Raw genomic sequence first — 16,388 nt, 5'->3', positions numbered from 1 at the left:
CGTGAGGGGCAGGGCCCGGCGAACCGCCGCCGCCGCGCTCGCGCTGGTGGCGACGGCTCCCATGCTGTCCGCCTGCTTCGAGGAGCCCTCGGCCCACGAGGCGGTGCGTGACTTCCTGATCGGCTGGCAGACGGGCGACTACGCCGCCGCGGCCAGACGCACGGACGGTGACCAGAAGGTGGTCAGCCGGGCGCTGGAGGACGCCAAGCTCCAGCTCGACGCGGCCTCGTTCCGCTTCAACGTCAAGAGCATGCGGCGCGCGGCGGACGAGGTCGAGGCCGACTTCGACGCCGAGGTCGACCTGGGGGAGAACAACCCCCTGTGGGAGTACGAGGGCAAGCTGCCGCTCCACCTGGTCGACGGCCAGTGGCGGGTGCGCTGGTCGCCCAGCGTCCTGCACCCCCAGCTGCGCGAGGGTGAACGGTTCGCCGTGAAGGTCACCCCCGAGGGCCGCCAGCCGATCCTCGACCGCAACGGTGACCCGCTGCAGGAGAAGGCCGTCCTGCACGTGGCGAGCGTGGTGCCGTCCAACCTGAAGGACGGCGAGGCGGACAAGCTCTGCGAGAAGCTCTCCAAGATCACCGGTTTCCCGCAGGACCGCCTGCTGAGCCGGATCCGCTCCGCGCCGCCCAACCTCCAGGTGCCGCTGGTCACCTTCAGCCGTACGAAGTTCCGGCAGCTGCAGGGGCAGCTGGAGGCGATCCCCGGCATCACCCTGTCCGCGCAGGAGCAGGCGGTGGCCCCCGCCTCGCCCACCCAGATCGTCGGCACCGTCACCGCCGTCACCGCGGAGAGCGAGCAGCAGCTCGGCGGCCCGCAGCGGGCCGGCGACACGGTCGGCAGGGCCGGCCTGCAGAAGGCGTACCAGGAGCATCTGACCGGCTCGACCGACACCCGTGTGATCACCGTCGACCTCAAGACGCTCAAGGTGACCGAGCTCAAGAAGTGGCGGCCCGACCGCGCCACCTCGCCGGTCCGGACCACGCTCGACCGCTCCCACCAGAAGGCGGCCGACGGCGCGCTGCTGGGCGGGACCCCCGGCATGCTGGTCGCGGTCCAGGCCTCGACCGGCGACATCCTGGCGGTGTCGAGCACCGAGCAGTACGACAACCCGGAGAGGCCGCCCGCCCTCGCCGGGAAATTCCCCGCCGGGACCGCGTTCTCGATCATGACCGTCGAGGGCATGCTCAGGGCGAAGATCGACCCCAAGCAGAAGGTGGCCTGCCCGGCCGACAGGTCCGTCGGGGGGGCCGAGTTCCACCAGGAGGGCGGGCCCGCCGGGGGCTCGCCGACCCTCCAGGCCAACTTCGCCACCGGCTGCGTGACCGCGCTCGCCGCGCTGGCCCGCAGGATCAACGGCGCGGAGCTGACGGCCGACGCCGCGAAGTTCGGCATCGGGGTGCCCTGGAGCCTCCCGCTGAAGTCGTTCAGCGGTTCCGTGAACTCCAAGAAACCGCTGAAGAACGACGCGGCCACGGCCAAGGCCATCACCGGGCAGAACGTCCTGGTCAGCCCGCTGTCCATGGCGCTGGTCGCGGGGGCCGTCGCCTCCGGCACCTGGCGCCCGCCGGTCCTGGTCACCGAGCCCCAGACGGCCGACCCCACGACCGACGCCAAGCCCTCCAAGGCGCCCGCCCCGGTCCAGCTGGACGACAAGACGGTCGAGACCCTCCGCGCCTTCATGCGCAGCGGAGTGACCGGGGGCTCCGCGCGGGCCGCCGCGGCCCCCGGCGACCCCGTCCACGGCATCACCGCCTCCGCCTCGCAGAACCGCAAGCCGCTCTCCTGGTTCGTCGGGTGGCAGGGGGACGTGGCCGTCGCCGTGCTGACGCAGAGCTCGGACGCCACGGCGGGAGCTTCCGCCGCCGGGCGCTTCTTCCAGGGGCTGCACGCCGGTCTGTGACGCTGCGGAATATTCTTTTCACCCTGAGCAACCATGGAGTGTCTTGTTTGCGTCCTTCTAAGTGACCGGGCTCCGCTTGGGGGGTTGCGGACCCGGTCGCTGTGATGAGATCAGGGCTTCATCTCGGGGGAGGCCCTGCCGTCAGGACCGGCTCGACCCTGCCGGTCAACCCCGGGGACGCTCGCGATTCGCGGGTGTCCCCGGGGTTTCGGCGTTCCCGGGGTGCCGGCGTCCCCGGCCCGCCGTGGCGCGCCCGGCGGGAATTCGATTCGCGTCAGCCGTGTTGTAAGGGGTATCTTCGGATGGCTCGGCCCCTCGGGGTCGCGTTGAAAACTCAACAGGGGGTGACTGGTTTCGACTTTGGCTTTTCAAGTCAGGTGAAGCGGGTCGAGGACTGCGGACATAACCTCGTTAACACTGTGACCGCGACCAACAAGTGCCAATAAGACGCACTCCGAAGTCAGCCAGGGCAACCTGGCACTCGCCGCCTAAGCAGCGAGTGACTTCTGCCGGCCCGGGAGCGCCTCCGGCCCGGATCCGGCATCGCTAGGAGGCTCAACCGATCGACCCGGCCACGGGGAAGATCGGGAAATCTTACAGTGGCTGAGCCCGTCGGCGACTTGCCTGCGTGATTGCCGGGGCTGAGAAAAGCACAGCAGGCTCCACCCGGAGAAGCCCTGTCTTGGAGTTGAAGGACGCGGGTTCGATTCCCGCCACCTCCACCCCCGTTCCGCATCGAACCGTGCGGAGCAGATCGCCGAAGGGCGGTCGGGTCGGCCCCGTGCCGTCCCGGCCGCCCTTCGTCTTCTTGTGGCCACACTCCCTGGCGGACATGGACCGCGGTCGAGTCCGCCGCGAACTACGGCTCCAGCTCGCGGAGCCGTTTGGCGATCTCGGTCACGTCGTCCAGCTCTCCCGTGGTGACGGCGATCACGAGGGCTTCGGCCGCGTCCGTGTCGGTGCCGCTCAGCGTCTCGCCGTTCAGCTCCAGGAAGACGACGGCCGACGTCCAGCCGAGCCGCTTGTTCCCGTCGACCAGAGGGTGGCCGATGATCAGGCTTTGCATCAGCCCCGCCGCCTTGGTCCACGGGTCTGGGTAGGCGTCGTCTCCGAACACGCTGGTCTGCGGCCTGAGCACCGCCGCGTGCAACTGGCCGCCGTCCCGCAGGCCGACCGAAGGCAGGATCTCCTCGGCGATGGCCAGAACGTCGGCCTTCGTGAGGTAGACGGTCACTTGGAGAGCCTGTCCAGGAGTTCGGCGTCACGCTTGGCGACCTTGCGGGCGATGGCCCGCACCGCGCTGGTCTGCCTGCGCTCCAGGTGCTCCTCGATGGCGATCAGGATCTCGGTGTTGAGGCTGTTGTCGCTCTCGTCGGCGACGGCGCGCAGCCGCCGGTGGGTCTCGTCGGGAAGGCGGAGTCGAAGGTCCATGACGCAATGGTACCCAGTAATGGTGTCAAAAAATGGTGTCACTTCCCGGCGCATGCCGACGTACGACTTATGTGCCACCCGGTGCCGTCGGGTAGCACATTTCATCAGCCGTCCCGTGATCCCCGCAGGTCAGGACACGTCGACCCAGTCGAGGGTGCGTTCGACCGCCTTCTTCCAGCCGGCGTAGCCGGTGGCCCGCTGCTCGTCCGACCACTGGGGCTCCCAGCGGCGGCCCTCCTGCCAGTTCTGCTTGAGCTCGTCGGTCGACTTCCAGAAGCCGACCGCCAGCCCCGCCGCGTACGCGGCCCCCAGGGCGGTCGTCTCGGCCACGACGGGCCGGGAGACGGACACGCCGAGGATGTCGGCCTGGATCTGCATGCACAGGTCGTTCGCGGTGACGCCGCCGTCGACGCGCAGCACGTCGAGGGCGACGCCGGAGTCCTGCCGCATCGCCTCGACCACGTCGCGGCTCTGGTAGCAGATGGACTCCAGGGTGGCCCGCGCGAGGTGGGCGTTGTTGTTGAAGCGCGACAGGCCGACGATGGCGCCCCGGGCGTCGGACCGCCAGTACGGGGCGAAGAGGCCGGAGAAGGCGGGGACGAAGTAGACGCCGCCGTTGTCCTCGACCTGCCGGGCGAGCGCCTCGCTCTGCGCCGCTCCCGAGATGATGCCGAGCTGGTCGCGCAGCCACTGCACGGCGGAGCCGGTCACCGCGATGGAGCCCTCCAGCGCGTACACCGGCGGCTCCTCGCCGAAGCGGTAGCAGACGGTGGTGAGCAGGCCGTTCTGGGACCGTACGAGCTCGGTGCCGGTGTTGAGCAGCAGGAAGTTGCCGGTGCCGTAGGTGTTCTTGGCCTCGCCGACGCCGAAGCAGACCTGCCCGACGGTGGCGGCCTGCTGGTCGCCGAGGTCGCCGGAGAGCGGGACCTCCCCCTTCAGCGGGCCGGTCGCCCGGGTGGTGCCGTACAGGCCGGGGTGGGAGGAGGGGGCGATGGACGGCAGCATCTGACGGGGGATGCCGAAGAACGACAGCAGCTCGTCGTCCCAGTCGAGGGTCTCCAGGTCCATCAGCATCGTGCGGCTGGCGTTGGTCGGATCGGTGACGTGCACGCCGCCGTCGGTGCCGCCGGTCAGGTTCCACAGCAGCCACGTGTCGGTGTTGCCGAAGATCGCGTCTCCCGCCTCGGCCGCCTCGCGCACGCCGTCGACGTTCTCCAGGATCCACTGGATCTTGCCGCCGGAGAAGTACGTCGCCGGGGGCAGGCCCGCCTTGCGGCGGATGACGTCGCCCCTGCCGTCTCGGTCCAGGGCGGACGCGATCCGGTCGGTGCGGGTGTCCTGCCAGACGATCGCGTTGTGGTACGGGCGCCCGGTCCTGCGGTTCCAGACCACCGCGGTCTCGCGCTGGTTGGTGACGCCGAGCGCGGCCAGGTCGGAGGCGGCGAGGCCCGCCCTGTTCATCGCGGTCTCGATCACCGCCCTCGTGCGTTCCCAGATCTCCGTGGGGTTGTGCTCCACCCATCCGGCGCGGGGCAGGATCTGCTCGTGTTCGAGCTGGTGGCGGCCTATCTCGTTACCGCCATGATCGAAGATCATGAATCGGGTGCTCGTCGTTCCCTGGTCGATCGCTCCGACGAAGTCAGGCATGGATGGTGCCTCCTCTGTGAGACTCTCCGGGAGATCTGCCGCTCTCCCCGTAACGGTTCCCGGCCCCGTCCGGACGAGGGCCGTCACCCGCCCTCGTTCAGGCGGGGGTGGCCCCCTCGTCGGACGGCATCCGCCCCACCTCGGGCTCGGCGTCCTCGGGGGGAAGGAACCTGGCGATCAGGACCTGGTACAGGAACGCCCCGATCAGGGCCCCGATGACGGGCGCCACGATCGGCACCCAGAAGTAGAGCTGGCCGTACTGATCCTGCCAGGCGGTCTCGTATCCGGTGAGGTACGAGGCGAGTCGCGGCCCGAAGTCGCGGGCGGGGTTGATGGCGTACCCGGCGTTGGTGCCCCAGGCCATCCCGATGGCCACCACGATCAGGCCGACCACGAAGGGGGCCAGGTTGGCCATGGGCGCCGAGTTGCGCGCGTCGGAGACGGCGAGGACGAGCAGGAGCAGGATCGCGGTGCCGATCACCTGGTCGCGGAAGGCGCCCCAGGTGCCGATGGGCAGGCTCCCGTTGCCGGGCAGGGTCGAGAAGACGCCCTGGGTCTTGATCGTGAGCCCGGGGTCGGCCTTCTGCAGTACCTCGCTGTAGTTGAAGCGGACGATGAGCGCCGCCACGAACGCGCCCGCCGTCTGCGCCAGGGAGTACGGCAGGACCTTGCGCCAGGAGAACCCCTTGAAGGCGGCGAGCGCGATGGTGACGGCGGGGTTGAGGTGGGCCCCGCTGGTGCGGGCGGCGACGTAGACGCCCAGGGTCACTCCGAGTCCCCACGCCCACGCGATGCTGTCGTGGTCGCCGATCTCGGCCGCCACGACCTGGGCCACCACCGCCACCCCGAACAGAATCAGGATCATGGTGCCCGCGAACTCGGCCGCCAGCTCGCCGACAAGCCCCCGATTCTTCAGGCGTTCCGCCATCTTTCCCCCTCACGACGCCGCTCGGATGCCCGGACGGTAAGCGGGAATTTCAGGGCAGTCAACGGTAACGTGACGAAATTATTGAATTTTGGTCAACAATCTAAGGTGTCGGTAACGAGACCGAAATGTGGTATGACGTCCGCACTTGCGGTGTCTCCGCTGGGTGAGAACCCTGTCACCGTCCGGCGTCTCCGGGTGTGGAGGGCCCCCGTCTCCGGCTGAGCCGCGCGGTGCCGCCCGATGCCGCGCAGTGCCGCCTAGAGCCGCCGAGAGCCGCTCCGGCGGGAACCTTTGCCGGGCGTGGAGGTCGATCCGCAGGTCGGAGGGGGATGAGAAGCGTATCGTCAGTGCGCTTTGGAGGAATTCGATGGGCCGTCTCAGAGTGGGCAGGGCCGGTGTGGTCGTCATCGCGACAGGAGCCGTGCTGGCCGGATGTGGATCGACGGGTTCGGGCGAGGGCGACGAACAGAAGGCCAAGGTGGCGGCCTCGGCCAAGGCGTCGGCCGCCGGCGCCTCGCAGGCCAACCTCCTCAAGGCCAAGACGCAGGCCGCCGCCAAGGTCAAGGCCAACGAGCTCGGGCAGGTGCCCGTCCTCATGTACCACCGGGTGATCGACAAGCCCTCCACCCAGGACGACCGCACACCCAAGCAGTTCCGCACCGAGCTGGAGCGGCTGGCCAAGGAGGACTACGTCGCGGTCACCGCGGCCGAGTTCGTCACCGGGCGCATGGACATCCCGGCGGGCAAGCATCCCGTCGTCCTCACCTTCGACGACTCCTCGCCCTCGCAGTTCGAGCTGGACGGGATGGGGCTGCCCAAGCCGAACACCGCCGTCGCGATCCTCCAGGACGTCGCCAAGACCTACCCGGGCTTCCGCGGCGTTGGAACGTTCTACGTCACGCGCGACATGTTCGGCAAGGCGACGCCCGAGGAGGGAGCGCAGATGCTCCTCTGGCTCACCGACAAGGGCTTCGACATCGGCAACCACACCCGCGACCATCTCAGCCTGGGCGGCAAGCCGAAGAAGGCGGTCAACGCGGAGGTGGCGGCGGGCCACAGGCTCATCACCGGCCTGATCAAGGTGCCGCCGGTCACGCTTGCCCTGCCGTACGGCATTCAGCCCGACGGCAAGGCGTGGGGTCGCAAAGGCTCCTCGGGAGACGTCTCCTACGACTACGGCGGCGTGTTCCTCGCCGGTTACACCCCGGCGCTGTCCCCGTTCAACAAGAAGTTCGACCCGCTCGGCATCCCGCGCATCCGCTCGATGGACAAGAAGGGCGACTGCGCCAAGTTCTGCTCCGTGGCCTGGCTCGACTGGCTGAAGGCGAACGCCGACGAGCGCTACACCTCCGACGGCGACGTCAAGACGGTCGCCTTCCCGAAGTTCAAGGCGCCTTTCGTGGCCAAGCCCTTCACCGACCGCGTCCTGCCCTACTGACCGCCCCGGCCCGCCCGGCCCGGCCGCCCGATCACGGATCACGCCGGCCGGGCGGCCGCGGTGGTCCCGGCGTGATCGGGCGGGGCGCCGGCGTCAGCCGCCCGGGAGCTCCGTGAGGGGGACGACCACGGTGGTCGTCGAGCCGTCGGGGCGCAGGACCTCGACCTTCGCGTCCTGGCCGGGCCTGAGCTGGGCGAGGACCGCCGCCAGCTCCTGGGTCGACGGGGTGGGCATGCCGTCGACCGAGACGATCAGGTTCCCGGCCTTGAGTCCCGCACGCTCCGCGCCGCTGTTGCGCTGTACCCGTACGACGCTGACGCCCGCGGGCTGCCCGTTCATGTCGATCACGGTCCGTACGACGACGCCGAGCGCGGCCCTGCGGGTGTTGGTGACCCTGCCGTCCCTGATGATCTGCGTGGCGACGTCCTTGACGGTGTTGGCCGGGATCGCGAAGCCGATGCCCGGGGCCTGGGCGTTGCCGAGCTCGGGGTTGACGGCGGTCAGGGTCGGCACGCCGACGACCTCGCCCCTGAGGTTGACCAGGGCGCCGCCGCTGTTGCCCGGGTTGATGGGCGCGGAGGTCTGGATGGCCCCGCTGATCGTCGCGCCCGGCGAGCCCTCGCCCCCGGGCTCGGTGACCGTGCGGCCCAGTGCCGAGATGATCCCCTCGGTGACGCTGCCCGACAGGCCCAGCGGGTTTCCCATGGCCATCACGATCTCGCCGACCCTCAGCTTGGAGGAGTCGCCGAAGACGGCGGGTTTCAGCCCGGCCGGGTCGTCCACCTTGATCACCGCCAGGTCGCCCAGCTCGAACGAGTCGACCAGCCTCGCGGTGCGCGGGGTGCCGCCGTTGGCGAGCGTGACCTTGAAAGTCCTGGCGCTCCCGACCACGTGGGCGTTGGTGATGACGTGCCCTGCGGTGTCGTACACGATCCCCGAGCCGAGACCGTCCCCCGTGGTGATCTGCACGATGGACGGCAGCACCCTGGCGATGGTCCGCTCGTACGCGGCCTCCAGGGCGTCCGGGACGGGGCCGGGGGTGGTGGGTGAGCCCCTCGGGGAGGCCGTGGCGGAGATGCTCGCCGACGCGCCGGGTGTGGGAGCGCCCGGCGAGCCGGCCGTCCCGGGTGTTTGCAGTTGCAGGCCCTGACCGCAGCCCGCGAGCGTCATGACGGCGGCCGCCAGTAGCGCGGCGCCTGTCGTTGATCCCCCCATGCAAGGGTATTTGCCCAGCTCAGGAAGGAAGATACGTATTGCGCAGGTTGCTCCGGCTGAGCTTGCCCGTGGGAGTACGCGGCAGCGGGTCGCGGTACTCGATCACCCGGGGGTGCTTGAGGCGGGCCAGCCGGGAGTCGCAGTGGGCCAGCAGCTCGCCGGTGAGCTCCGCGCCGGGGGTGACGCCCGCCGCGGGCTGGACCAGCGCGACGACGCGCTGGCCCCACTCCGGGTCGGGGACGCCGATCACCGCCACGTCCGCGACCGAGGGGTGTTCCTGGAGCACGGCCTCGATCTCGGCCGGGTAGATGTTGACCCCGCCGGAGATGATCAGGTCTGTGCGCCGGTCACAGAGGAACAGGTAGCCGTCCTCGTCCAGGTAGCCGATGTCGCCGGGGGTGTAGAGGGGGCCGCGCATCGTGGAGGCGGTCTTGGACGGGTCGCGGTGGTACTCGAAGCGGTTGATTCCGCCGATGTAGACCATGCCGGGCTCGCCGGGCGGGAGCTCCGCGCCGTCGTCACCGATGATCGTGAACGTGATGCCGTCGATCGCCCGGCCGACGGTGCCCGGCCGCTCCAGCCACTCCGCCGAGGAGACCATCGTGGCCACGGCGGCCTCGGTCGAGCCGTAGTACTCCCACAGCACGGGGCCGAGCCATTCGATCATCGCCTGCTTGGTGGCGGGCGGGCAGGGGGCGGCACCGTGATACAGATGCGTCAATGACGATAAATCGTACTTTGTCCTGATGGAGGCGGGCAGGGCCAGCAGCCGGTGGAACATGGTCGGCACCATGAACGCGTTGGTCACCCGGTGCCGCTCGACCAGCTCCAGCGTCTCCCCGGCGTCGAACCGCTCGGTCACCACGAGGGTGTGCCCGAACTGCAGGGCCATCATCGCCTGCCCGTACGGCGCCGAGTGGTAGAGCTGCGAAAGTAGCAGGTGCACCCCGTCGGGCGGCAGCCCGAAGTGCCGCCAGCCCTTGCGCATCAGGATCGGGTAGAGGTCCTCGGGGCTCAGCTCGATCAGCCGCCGCCGCACGCCCTTGGGCCTGCCGGTGGTCCCCGAGGTGTAGAGCATCATCGACCCGGCCCTGCGCCCCTCGGGGGGCGTGGCCGGCCGCCCCTCGGCGAGGGCGCCGGTCTCCGTGAACCCGCCCGGCACCGCGTGCCCGTACCGCTCGGAGCTCACCACCACCCGCGCCGCGCAGTCGGTGACGATGTAACCGACCTCGTCGGCCGTGTAGTGCCAGTTGACCGGGACGTGATAGGCGCCGATCTGGTACGTCGCCAGCATCATCGTGATCGCGTCGACCCCGTTGGGCAGGACCGTCACGACGGTGTCCCCCGGCCGGGTGCCGCGCGCCAGAAGGCCGTGCGAGACCTGGTTGACCCGCTCGTACAGCTCGCCGTAGGTCGTGGTCGCGTCCCCGGTCGCGTCCGTGGCGGTGGTCGTGGTCGCGTCCGCGACGACGGCGACGCGTCCGGGATCGGCCGCCGCGATCTCGTAGAAGCCCCTCGTAGCCCTCATGGCGCGACCATACAGAACGACATTCTGTTCATGGAAGGGGAAGGACGGTTACCTGGGCTGATGCACACCTCGTGGCCGAAGCGTAATAAAGGACGATGCGTCGAATCTTTCCGAGGTGACATAACCTGGCGCGTATGGCGGACGTCGGCGGCAACTCCTCCGGGCGCTCTCACGAGAGATACATCCCCTCATATGACGCGCCCACGGCTCCCATACCCGCCATTCCCGCCGAGGACGGTTCGATCATCAGCCCCCGGGTGCCCCGGAGGTTCCCCATCGGCGACGGCGAGGAGACCGCTCTGGTCTCCAGGCCCCCTGGATCGTTCCCTCGCCCCGTGGCCGCGCCCGGCGACCGGCGGGACGAGCCGGAGGCGGACGCCGGCCAGGTGCACGAATCGGGTGGGATCGGGACGATCCCGGTCAGGCAGGTAGGCGGATCCGCGGGACCCTGGCGTCCCGACAGGAACGGGATGCCCGGCCGGCCGGGCGCGGGCGCCTCGGCGGACGCCGGTGACGGACGCGGTGGCGTGGCGGCGGGATGGCCCGGCGCGGCGCAGCGGCCCGAGGTGTTCGCGGAGCCCGGTCTCCAGAGCCGGCCCGGTGGCGCGCAGGGCGGCCCGGAGGCGAAGAGCGGGACGAAGAGGTCCGGCGGCCTGCTGATGCGGATCGGCGACATCCCGATCCGGGTCGCCTACAGCCTGGGCGCCGCCGCCCTCACCGGTGTCATCGTGGTCCTGATCTTCGTGCTGTTCTCCGGTGACGAGCCCGGTGATCCGGCCGGGGTCGGCCGGGCCGTGCTGCCCACCGCGAAGCCCTCGCCGACCGTCTCGCCGATCACGCTGCCCGCCCTGCCGGGCGCGACCGCCCTGCGGGTTCTGCCGGGCAGGCCGAGCGTGGTGCTGGGCGCGGTGACCGACACCAGGTCCGCGCTGACCTACGTCAGCCTGGGCGCACCCTGGAAGACCGAGGCGGTGCCGTCGTTCTCCGTCGGCCAGCAGGTCGGCACGGCCAGGTTGCCGCGCACGGTCATCGCCTCGGGGCCGCTTCCCGGCGCCACCCCGGCCAAGGCCCTCAAGAGCGACGCCGACTACCGCAGGGCGGCGCTGAACGCGGTGCGGTGGACGATCCGCAACCACCACCCGGCGGGGGGAAAGGTCACCTGGACCGCCTCGCAGCGGCCCGCGGGAGGCAAGGGGTGGATGCTCGGCTACCGGGTCACCTACCAGGTCAAGGGCGTGAGGCACACCTCCCAGGCGGCGCTCGCGGTGATCGACGTCGGCCGCCGCAAGCCCTCCGTGCTCTTCGTGACCGTGCCCGACACGCGCAAGCGGCTCTGGGCCGACATCGCCCCCCTGATGGCGAGCGTCCGCGCCCTCTGACGTTCTCCGGCACCCGCCCGGCTCGCCGGGGCCGGGATCTCCGGCGAGCGGGTTCTCCCCGGCCGTCCACGGAGCGGGCCGGCCCGGGGCGGGGCGGCAGGGGGCGGCGTACCCGGTGATGAGGGCTCGCGCGTTGTGATGGAAGCACCTTCTAGAATATGGTTCTGGCATTGAATCCTGTCTGGAGGCTGTCATGGCGATCGGGTTGAGCGAGGAGCACGAGGCGCTCCGGGAGTCGGTGACCAGGTGGGCGGAGCGCAACGTCCCGTCCGAGGTCGTGCGCGCCGCCGTCGCGGCCGAGGGCGCGGAGCGCCCCGGTTTCTGGGCGGCACTGGCCGACCAGGGGCTGCTCGGCCTGCACGTCCCCGAGGAGCACGGCGGCAGCGGCTACGGCCTGCTGGAGACCGCCGTCGCCGTCGAGGCCCTCGGCGAGCGCGTCGCTCCCGGCCCGTACGTTCCCACGGTGCTCGCCGGCGCCGTGATCCTCGCCTCCGACGGCAAGGCCCACGCCGAGCTCCTGCCCGGCCTCGCGGACGGCACGCTGACCGGCGCGGTCGCGCTGGGCGCCTCGATCACCGGCAGCCGGGGCGAGGACGGCGCCCTGACGATCGGCGGCACCGCCGACCTGGTCCTGGGCGGCGCGTCGGCCGACATCCTGGTGCTCCCGGTGAGCACCGACCGCGGTGAGGAGTGGGTCGCGGTGGACGCCTCCGCGGCGACCGTCACCCCGGTCAGGGCGCTCGACCTCACCCGGGGGGTGGCCAGGGTCGAGCTGGACGCGGTCACCGTACCGGCGGGGCGGGTCCTCGACGGGCTGCAGGGGCCCGGGGTCCTCAACCTGGCCGCGATCCTGCTCGGCGCGGAGGCCGCGGGCCTCGCGTCGTGGTGCGTGACCGCGGCCGCCGGATACGCCAAGGTCCGCGTGCAGTTCGGCCGCCCGATCGGGCAGTTCCAGGGCGTCAAGCACAAGGCCTCCCGGATGCTCGTCGCCCTGGAGCAGGCCCGCGCGACGGTGTGGGACGCCGCCCGCGCCGCGGACGGGGCGGGCGCCGGCACGGGGGTCACCGAGGTGTCGGCCGACGAGCTCGCCTACGCCGCGGCGATCGCGGGGGTGGTCGCCCCCGACGCGGCCGTGCTCTGCGCCAAGGACGCCATCCAGATCTTCGGCGGCATCGGCTACACCTACGAGCACGACGCCCACCTGTACTACCGCCGCGCGCTCACCCTGCGCGCCCTGCTCGGTTCCTCGGGGGAGTGGGCCGAGTCGGTCGCCGAGCTCGCCCTGAACGGCGTGAGCCGGGAGCTGGAGATCGAGCTGCCCGAGGAGGCCGCCGAGCTGCGCGAGGGCATCCGGGCCGAGATCGCCGGGTTCGCCGCGCTGGAGGGCAAGGAGCAGAAGCGGGCGCTGGCGAGCGCCGGGTACGTCATGCCGCACCTGGCCAGGCCCTGGGGCCGCGACGCCAAGCCGCTGGAGCAGGTCCTCATCTTCCAGGAGCTCAAGGCCGCGAAGATCAAGCTGCCCCAGATGATCATCGGTGCCTGGGTGGTGCCGTCGATCGCCACGTACGGCACCCCCGAGCAGCAGGAGCGCTTCCTGCCGCCCACGCTGAGCGGCGAGATGATCTGGTGCCAGCTCTTCTCCGAGCCCGGCGCGGGCTCCGACCTGGCGAACGTGCAGATGAAGGCCGAGAAGGTCGAGGGCGGCTGGCGGCTCAACGGCCAGAAGATCTGGACCTCCGTGGCGCACTTCGCCGAGTGGGGCATCTGCATCGCCCGCAACTCCTCAGAGGGGTCCAAGCACGAGGGCATCACCTACTTCCTGGTCGACATGAAGGGCCCCGGCGTCACGGTCAGGCCGCTCACCGAGATGACCGGGGAGAACCTGTTCAACGAGGTCTTCCTCGACGACGTGTTCGTCCCGGACGACCTGGTCGTCGGCGAGGTGGGCCAGGGCTGGAAGGTCGCCAGGAACACGCTGTCCAACGAGCGGGTCTCGCTCTCGTCGGGTTCCGGCGGCACCGGCTCGTCCGTCCCCGACCTGCTCGGCCTGGCCGGGCGTCTCGGCCGGGAGCTCACCCCCGCCGAGCGTCAGGAGCTGGCGCGCGTGGTCTGCGAGGGTCACTCGATCGCCGCGCTCGGGCTGCGGGTGACCCTGAAGCAGCTGACCGGCCTGGAGCCCGGTGCCGACGCGTCGGTCCGCAAGCTGCTGTCCACCTCGCACGCCCAGCACGTCTCGGAGTGCGCGGTCTCGCTGCTCGGTTCCTCGGCCGTCATCGCCGCCGACATGAAGCTCGGCGACGCGGGCTACTGGAACCGCGCGGTGCTCTCCACCCGGGCCATGACGATCTACGGCGGCACCACCGAGGTGCAGCTCAACATCATCGCCGAGCGCATGCTCGGACTGCCCCGCGACCCCGAGCCGGGCAAGTGAGCCGCCTCCCGTCGTGAGAAGGGCCGTTCCCGCCCGCCCGTGATCCCACGGGCGGGCGCCGCCGGTCAGAGCCCGCTACGTCTGGTACGGGCGGGTTTTGGCCCTTCGGTTAGGCTTCGCGCATGTCGATGCGGTTCCGGCCTGGTGTGGTCGTGCGGAGCGCCGTCGCCGGTGCGATCCCGTTGCGCTGGTTCGGCGCCGCGATCCGCCGGGTCTACCCCCGGCTGGACGCCGAGCTGGCCCGTGCCGAGGAGTTCGCGCCGCGCGGCGGTACCGCCGTCGACGTGGGCGTCTGGTACGGGCCGTGGACCGCGGAACTGCGGCGGCTCGGCTGTGACGTCGTCTCGATCGAGGCCAACCCCCGCCTGGCCGCCATGCTCGGGCGGACCTTTCCCGACGTCCGGGTGGTCGCGGCGGGCGCCTCTGACCGCTCGGGTACGGCGCGGCTGTGGATACCCGGCGGCGGGCGGGGAGCGGAGGCCACGGCCTCGCTCGTCCACGGGGAGGGGAAGGGCGTCCCGGTGGACGTCCCGACCGTCACCATCGACGAGCTGGACCTGAGGGACGTCCGGTTCATCAAGGTCGACGTGGAGGGCCACGAGCTCGCCGCCCTGCGCGGCGCCGAGCGGACCATTCGCCGGGACCGGCCCGTCCTGCTCGTCGAGCTGGAGATCCGGCACCAGGACATCGAGCCGGTCGTCGACCAGCTCGCCGAGTGGGGCTACACCGGCTCCGTGCTCACCGGCGGAACCTGGGTGCCGCTGGACGGCTTCGACCTGGCCGCCCACCAGAAGGCGGCGGTCGGCGAGGTGGAGCGGAGCTTCGTCTCCCGCCTTCTCAGACCCGGCGGCGAGTACGTGAACATGGTGCTGTTCCGCCCGGCGACCCGCTAGTGCGCTCCCCTCGCGCTCCCATCCCGCGCCCGGTTCTCGCCCCGCTCCTGGCTCCCGCCCTGGTGGGGCTGGTCCTCGGGGTGCTCGCGCTCTGGCCCGCGCTCGGTCCCGGTTTCGTGCTCCGCTACGACATGGTGTTCGTGCCCGACCCGCCGCTCCCGCCGGACGGCGGCGGCTTCCCCCGCGCGGTGCCGAGCGACCTCGTGGTGGCCCTGCTCTCGTCGGTCCTTCCCGCCCAGATCACGCAGAAGGCGATCCTGCTGGGGATCTTCGTGCTCGCCGCGACGGGCGCCGCGGCCCTGGTGCCCGGGGAGCGCCGGGTCGCCCGGCTGGCCGCCGCGGCGTTCTACGCCTGGAACGTCTACCTCGCCCAGCGGCTGCTGCTCGGCCAGTGGGCGCTGCTGCTCGGGTACGCGGGCCTGCCGTGGGCGGTGCGCGCGGTCACCCGCCCGGGGAGCCGGCGGACAGCCCTCGCCCTCCTCCCCGCGGCGGTCGGAGGCTTCCAGGCGATGCTCGTCTCGGCGATGACCGTACTGCCCGTGGCGGGCCGCCGGGCCCCGCGCACCCTGCTGGTCGTCGCCGTGCTGAGCCTGCCGTGGCTGGTCCCGGCGCTGGGCAGCGCCGCCGTCACCGACCCCGCCGGGGTGCGGGCCTTCGCGCCGCGCGCGGACGGGCCGCTGGGCACCCTCGGCAGCCTGCTCACCCTCGGCGGCGTGTGGAACTCCGGAGCCGCCGTACCGGGACAGGAGACCTGGTGGTCGGCCCTGGTCCGGCTGGCGGTGGCCGTGGCGGCGGTGGCGGGGTACGTCCTGCTCGAAGGAGGGTGGCGCGGCCGGGGCTCCGGCGAGGGGGGAGAAGGCGGGCGGCCCGCGTACTGGGGCGGGCTGGCGGTCGCGTCGGCGGCGGGGCTGGCGGTGGGGTGTGCCGGCGGCTTCCTGCCGGGGGTGGTGGAGGCGATGATCGGGCTGTGGCCCGGCTTCGGGCCGCTCCGCGACGGGCAGCTCTACCTCGCCCCCTTCGCGCTGCTGCAGGCGGTCGGCCTGGCCGCGGTGACCGCGCGGCTGTCCCCGGCGGTCCGCCCCGGCATGCTCGTGCTGCCCCTGCTGGTGCTGCCCACCTTCGCGCTGGGGGCGTTCGGCCGGCTGGTCGCGGTCGACTACCCCCCGGACTGGTCCAGGGTGCAGCGGATCGTGAACGCGGATCCCGCGCCGGGGGCGCTGCTGACGCTGCCGTGGGGGGCCTACCGGGCGTTCGGCTGGAACGGGGGCCGGGTGGTGCTCGACCCGGCGGTCAAGCTCTTCGAGCGCAGGGTCGTCTGGAACGACGGCCTGCCGGTCGGGCTGGGGGACGGCCGCACGCTCACCCTCGCCACCGAGGACCCGCTGGCGCGCCGGGTCGGCGCGGTCCTCGCGAGGGCCGGCCCGCTGACCGGGCCGCTGGCCGCGGAGGGGATCGGCCACGTGCTGATCCAGAGATCGAACGAGAACCTGTTCCGTGCCAGGCTCCCCGGCGCAAGGCTGATCTTCGCTGGTCAGGACCTGCTTCTCTTCCGCCTGTGATCCGTTGAGATGCAACTATGTCGTGATTTACCAGCT

At 71.4% G+C, this 16,388-nt stretch carries 12 protein-coding genes and 1 other RNA gene; 7 read left to right on the top strand and 6 right to left on the bottom strand.

The features are described 5' to 3' along the window. Position 1: 1 nt before the first annotated feature. Together ACTOQ3_RS15510 and ssrA are read left to right on the top strand one after the other, a co-directional pair. On the top strand, positions 2-1,903 hold the full coding sequence (locus tag ACTOQ3_RS15510) for a penicillin-binding transpeptidase domain-containing protein (protein WP_440084081.1): 1,902 nt from the start codon (positions 2-4) through the stop codon (positions 1,901-1,903). 340 nt (positions 1,904-2,243) lie between these two features. Continuing rightward, positions 2,244-2,628: a transfer-messenger RNA gene (gene ssrA / locus ACTOQ3_RS15505) on the top strand. Between the two features lie 134 nt (positions 2,629-2,762). On the opposite strand, the gene ACTOQ3_RS15500 is transcribed toward ssrA, so the two are convergent. From ACTOQ3_RS15500 to ACTOQ3_RS15485, 4 genes are all read right to left on the bottom strand, one after another. Beyond that, positions 2,763-3,137, bottom strand: a complete 375-nt coding sequence (locus ACTOQ3_RS15500; protein ID WP_440084080.1) for a type II toxin-antitoxin system death-on-curing family toxin — start codon at positions 3,135-3,137, stop codon at positions 2,763-2,765. Next, entirely contained in the window at positions 3,134-3,334 is a 201-nt protein-coding gene (locus ACTOQ3_RS15495; RefSeq protein WP_440084079.1) for an Arc family DNA-binding protein, read from the bottom strand. Before ACTOQ3_RS15495 ends, ACTOQ3_RS15500 begins: the two co-directional genes overlap by 4 nt. A 129-nt stretch (positions 3,335-3,463) precedes the next feature. Next, positions 3,464-4,981: a glycerol kinase GlpK gene (glpK, locus tag ACTOQ3_RS15490; RefSeq protein WP_440084078.1), complete on the bottom strand. Its 1,518-nt coding sequence runs from the start codon at positions 4,979-4,981 to the stop codon at positions 3,464-3,466. A 97-nt stretch (positions 4,982-5,078) separates the two neighbouring features. Further along, entirely contained in the window at positions 5,079-5,909 is an 831-nt protein-coding gene (locus tag ACTOQ3_RS15485) for an MIP/aquaporin family protein (RefSeq protein ID WP_440084077.1), read from the bottom strand. A gap of 367 nt (positions 5,910-6,276) precedes the next feature. On the opposite strand from ACTOQ3_RS15485, the gene ACTOQ3_RS15480 reads away from it, so the two are divergent. Beyond that, positions 6,277-7,347: a polysaccharide deacetylase family protein gene (locus tag ACTOQ3_RS15480; protein WP_440084076.1), complete on the top strand. Its 1,071-nt coding sequence runs from the start codon at positions 6,277-6,279 to the stop codon at positions 7,345-7,347. 93 nt (positions 7,348-7,440) lie between these two features. Here ACTOQ3_RS15480 and ACTOQ3_RS15475 read toward each other — a convergent pair whose 3' ends face one another. Next, positions 7,441-8,562 carry a S1C family serine protease gene (locus ACTOQ3_RS15475; RefSeq protein ID WP_440084075.1) on the bottom strand — a complete coding sequence of 374 codons (1,122 nt, stop codon included), beginning with the start codon at positions 8,560-8,562 and terminating at the stop codon, positions 7,441-7,443. Between the two features lie 19 nt (positions 8,563-8,581). Then, complete coding sequence (locus ACTOQ3_RS15470) at positions 8,582-10,090, bottom strand: AMP-binding protein (protein WP_440084074.1); 1,509 nt, start codon at positions 10,088-10,090, stop codon at positions 8,582-8,584. A 134-nt stretch (positions 10,091-10,224) separates the two neighbouring features. Between ACTOQ3_RS15470 and ACTOQ3_RS15465 the strand changes: the two genes are divergently transcribed. From ACTOQ3_RS15465 to ACTOQ3_RS15450, 4 genes are all read left to right on the top strand, one after another. Continuing rightward, the gene (locus tag ACTOQ3_RS15465; protein ID WP_440084073.1) at positions 10,225-11,469 is read left to right on the top strand and encodes a hypothetical protein; all 1,245 of its coding nucleotides are present in this window, start codon (positions 10,225-10,227) and stop codon (positions 11,467-11,469) included. Positions 11,470-11,662: 193 nt separating this feature from the next. Continuing rightward, positions 11,663-13,900 carry an acyl-CoA dehydrogenase gene (locus tag ACTOQ3_RS15460; protein WP_440084072.1) on the top strand — a complete coding sequence of 746 codons (2,238 nt, stop codon included), beginning with the start codon at positions 11,663-11,665 and terminating at the stop codon, positions 13,898-13,900. Between the two features lie 122 nt (positions 13,901-14,022). Then, positions 14,023-14,793, top strand: a complete 771-nt coding sequence (locus ACTOQ3_RS15455) for an FkbM family methyltransferase (protein WP_440084071.1) — start codon at positions 14,023-14,025, stop codon at positions 14,791-14,793. After that, the gene (locus ACTOQ3_RS15450) at positions 14,793-16,352 is read left to right on the top strand and encodes a hypothetical protein (RefSeq protein WP_440084070.1); all 1,560 of its coding nucleotides are present in this window, start codon (positions 14,793-14,795) and stop codon (positions 16,350-16,352) included. Before ACTOQ3_RS15455 ends, ACTOQ3_RS15450 begins: the two co-directional genes overlap by 1 nt. The last annotated feature ends 36 nt before the right edge of the window (positions 16,353-16,388 follow it).

This window comes from Streptosporangium sp. LJ11, assembly GCF_051918945.1.
Classification (GTDB): Bacteria; Actinomycetota; Actinomycetes; order Streptosporangiales; family Streptosporangiaceae; genus Streptosporangium.
This window is presented reverse-complemented; position numbering and strand designations above follow the sequence as displayed.

Bases quoted from the DNA above. Each gene is read 5' to 3' on its own strand.
- ACTOQ3_RS15465 (WP_440084073.1), top strand. From the start codon at position 10,225: ATGGCGGACGTCGGCGGCAACTCCTCCGGGCGCTCTCACGAGAGATAC.
- glpK (WP_440084078.1), bottom strand. From the start codon at position 4,981: ATGCCTGACTTCGTCGGAGCGATCGACCAGGGAACGACGAGCACCCGA.
- ACTOQ3_RS15460 (WP_440084072.1), top strand. From the start codon at position 11,663: ATGGCGATCGGGTTGAGCGAGGAGCACGAGGCGCTCCGGGAGTCGGTG.
- ACTOQ3_RS15470 (WP_440084074.1), bottom strand. From the start codon at position 10,090: ATGAGGGCTACGAGGGGCTTCTACGAGATCGCGGCGGCCGATCCCGGA.
- ACTOQ3_RS15485 (WP_440084077.1), bottom strand. From the start codon at position 5,909: ATGGCGGAACGCCTGAAGAATCGGGGGCTTGTCGGCGAGCTGGCGGCC.
- ACTOQ3_RS15495 (WP_440084079.1), bottom strand. From the start codon at position 3,334: ATGGACCTTCGACTCCGCCTTCCCGACGAGACCCACCGGCGGCTGCGC.
- ACTOQ3_RS15475 (WP_440084075.1), bottom strand. From the start codon at position 8,562: ATGGGGGGATCAACGACAGGCGCCGCGCTACTGGCGGCCGCCGTCATG.
- ACTOQ3_RS15480 (WP_440084076.1), top strand. From the start codon at position 6,277: ATGGGCCGTCTCAGAGTGGGCAGGGCCGGTGTGGTCGTCATCGCGACA.
- ACTOQ3_RS15455 (WP_440084071.1), top strand. From the start codon at position 14,023: ATGTCGATGCGGTTCCGGCCTGGTGTGGTCGTGCGGAGCGCCGTCGCC.